Here is a 3226-nt window from a genome sequence, read left to right as displayed (position 1 = left end):
CCTCCAGTGGTGCAGGATGAGCGTCCGGAAACACCGATCGGCGGTCCGGCTGCTGACGTATAAGGTTTGAAATGACTTCTGCTCAGTCCTCGACCCGGTTGCCTTGCGGCAACCGGGTTCTTGATTTGGCCCAGACGCATGTCATGGGCATACTCAACGTCACTCCTGATTCCTTTTCTGATGGCGGCCGATACAGCCAGCTCGATGCGGCTTTGCGCCACGCTGAGTCGATGGTGGCTGCGGGTGCGACGCTGATTGATGTTGGTGGCGAATCAACCCGTCCAGGTGCCCGAGCGGTTTCTCCGCTAGAGGAGCTGGAGCGAGTAGCGCCTATCGTTGAGCGCATCCATCGCGAGCTGGATGTGATTATTTCTGTCGATACCTCCACCCCGGCGGTCATGCGTGAGACCGCGCGATTGGGGGCTGGTTTGATCAATGATGTGCGCTCGCTCCGTCGAGACGGTGCCCTGGATGCTGCGGCAGCCACCGGGTTGCCCGTGTGTCTGATGCATATGCTCGGTGAGCCGGGCGACATGCAGGACAATCCGCACTATCAAGACGTCACCAAAGAGGTGGGCGAATTTCTCGCAGAGCGGATGGTTCAGTGCGCGTCGGTGGGTATCCCGTCGGAGCGGATTATTCTTGATCCGGGTTTTGGCTTCGCGAAAACCTTGCAGCACAATCTAAGCTTGTTTAAACATATGAAAACCTTGCATGTCTTGGGGCGGCCTCTGTTGGTCGGGGTTTCGCGAAAGAGCATGATTGGTCAGGCCTTGRATCGGCCGGTTGGCGAGCGTCTGTATGGTGGTCTGGCGCTGGCGGCGCTGGCTTCGGCCAATGGGGCGCGTATATTGCGCGTCCATGATGTAGCCGAAACAGTGGACGTAGTGCGGATGATCGCCGCAGTGGAATCAGCCGAATAAAAATGGGAACACTTATGAGTAAAAAATACTTTGGCACCGACGGTATTCGTGGCCGGGTCGGTGAATACCCGATCACTCCTGATTTCATGCTCAAACTTGGCTGGGCAGCGGGCATGGCGTTTCGCAAGATGGGCGCCTGCAAGGTCCTGGTAGGCAAAGACACCCGAATCTCTGGTTACATGTTCGAGTCGGCACTCGAGGCCGGCCTGACATCGGCAGGCGCTGACGTGATGCTGCTGGGTCCGATGCCTACGCCGGCGATCGCTTATCTGACGCGAACCTTTCATGCTGAGGCGGGCATTGTGATCAGTGCATCGCACAATCCTCATGATGACAATGGCATCAAGTTCTTCTCCGGAAAGGGCACCAAGCTGCCGGATGAAGTCGAGTTGATGATTGAGGAATTGCTCGATACGCCGATGACCGTGGTTGAATCGAGCAAGATCGGCAAAGTGTCGCGTATCAACGACGCGTCTGGCCGTTATATTGAATTTTGCAAAAGCAGCGTCCCGACCGGCACCAGTTTTGCGGGTCTGAAGATCGTGATCGACTGCGCCCATGGTGCGACCTACAAGGTTGCCCCGAGCGTGTTCCGTGAATTGGGGGCTGAAGTCGTTGTTCTGTCCGCTCAGCCGAACGGGCTGAACATCAACGATAACTGCGGTTCAACCCATATGGGGCAGTTGCAGGCTGCCGTGTTGGCTGAGCACGCTGATTTGGGTATCGCGTTCGATGGTGACGGTGATCGCGTTCTGATGGTCGATCACACTGGCGCCATTGTTGACGGGGACGAACTGCTCTACATCATCGCCCGCGATTTGCATCAGCGCGACAAGCTGCAAGGGGGTGTGGTCGGGACGTTGATGAGTAACCTGGGGCTTGAATTGGCACTGGCGGATTTGTCGATTCCTTTTGTCCGTGCCAACGTAGGTGACCGGTATGTCATCGCTGACTTGCTTGAACGCAACTGGTTGGTGGGTGGTGAGAACTCGGGGCATATCGTCTGCTTTAACCACACCACTACGGGTGATGCGATCATCGCGGCATTGCAGGTTCTGATGGCGCTGAAAAGGCGTTCCGAAGGTCTGGCTCAGGCTCGTCAGGCGCTTCGTAAGTGCCCGCAGGTGCTGATTAATGTCCGATTCGGCGGGGGGGCGAGTCCGCTCGAGCACCCGGCAGTCAAGGAGGCCAGTGATCGCGTCACGAAGGCTATGGCCGGTCGTGGCCGTGTGCTCTTGCGCAAGTCCGGGACAGAACCGTTGGTGCGTGTCATGGTCGAAGGCGAGGACGAAACACAGGTTCGAGGTTATGCCGAAGAGCTGGCAAAACTGGTTACTGAAGTTTCTGCCTGAATTCGGCTTGCCAGCCATGATTGTGTTGGGTAACATCTGCGCCCACTTTGACCGACGAGGTACAGCATGCGTCGCCCTATGGTAGCTGGTAACTGGAAGATGCACGGTACCCGCGCCAGCGTCGCTGAGCTGATCAATGGCCTTAGTCATCTGGCCTTGCCGAGCGGTGTTGATGTAGCGGTATTCCCGCCTTGCTTGCATATCAATCAAGTGATTGATGGCTTGGAAGGGAAGTCGATTTTGGTCGGCGCGCAGAACTCTGCGGTGGAATCCGGGCAAGGTGCGTTGACTGGTGAAATTGCGCCGAGTCAGTTGGTGGATGCAGGTTGTTCCCTGGTACTTGTCGGGCACTCTGAGCGCCGTCAGATAATGGGCGAGCAAGACGAGGTGCTGATTCGCAAGTTTGCAGCGGCACAGGCATGTGGCTTGATTCCGGTGTTGTGCATAGGTGAAACCCTTGAGCAGCGCGAAGCCGGGAAAACTCTTGAGGTTGTCGGGCGTCAGCTGGGCAGTATCATAGAAAAGCTGGGTGTTGGTGTTTTTGCAAATGCAGTAATTGCTTACGAGCCGGTCTGGGCCATTGGTACCGGGCTGACTGCTTCGCCGCAACAGGCGCAGGATGTGCACGCAGCCATTCGTGCTCAGTTGGCGGCAGAGAATTCTGAAGTCGCACAAGGTGTGCGGCTTCTATACGGCGGCAGCGTGAAGGCGGCCAATGCGGTCGAACTGTTCGGCATGCCGGATATCGATGGGGGGCTCATTGGTGGGGCTTCCCTGAATGCAGATGAGTTCGGTGCGATCTGTCGCGCCGCGGGAAACTGAAAAAATGCTGGAAACAGTCGTAGTCGTTTTTCATCTGCTGGGTGCATTGGGCGTAGTTGCTCTGGTATTGCTGCAGCAGGGTAAAGGTGCGGATGCTGGTGCGTCTTTCGGAGCAGGTGCTTCAAATAC

4 protein-coding genes are annotated in these 3226 nt (G+C 56.8%); all 4 read left to right on the top strand.

What is annotated here, in order from left to right:
- Window positions 1-71 precede the first annotated feature (71 nt).
- Window positions 72-923 carry a dihydropteroate synthase gene (gene folP / locus AC1DRJ_RS22385; RefSeq protein WP_477804059.1) on the top strand — a complete coding sequence of 284 codons (852 nt, stop codon included), beginning with the start codon at window positions 72-74 and terminating at the stop codon, window positions 921-923.
- Window positions 924-937: 14 nt separating this feature from the next.
- Window positions 938-2275 carry a phosphoglucosamine mutase gene (gene glmM / locus AC1DRJ_RS22380; protein WP_477804058.1) on the top strand — a complete coding sequence of 446 codons (1338 nt, stop codon included), beginning with the start codon at window positions 938-940 and terminating at the stop codon, window positions 2273-2275.
- Window positions 2276-2341: 66 nt separating this feature from the next.
- Complete coding sequence (tpiA, locus tag AC1DRJ_RS22375; RefSeq protein ID WP_477804057.1) at window positions 2342-3097, top strand: triose-phosphate isomerase; 756 nt, start codon at window positions 2342-2344, stop codon at window positions 3095-3097.
- Window positions 3098-3101: 4 nt separating this feature from the next.
- Window positions 3102-3226 (top strand): preprotein translocase subunit SecG (gene secG, locus AC1DRJ_RS22370; protein ID WP_477804060.1); only part of this gene is annotated, 125 nt, incomplete at its 3' end.

It is taken from the genome of Pseudomonas sp. P5_B2 (genome assembly GCF_056400445.1).
Note: the sequence above shows the minus strand (reverse complement) of the source record. Positions and strands in the feature narration are given on the sequence as shown.

Bases quoted from the DNA above. Each gene is read 5' to 3' on its own strand.
- glmM (WP_477804058.1), top strand. From the start codon at position 938: ATGAGTAAAAAATACTTTGGCACCGACGGTATTCGTGGCCGGGTCGGT.
- tpiA (WP_477804057.1), top strand. From the start codon at position 2,342: ATGCGTCGCCCTATGGTAGCTGGTAACTGGAAGATGCACGGTACCCGC.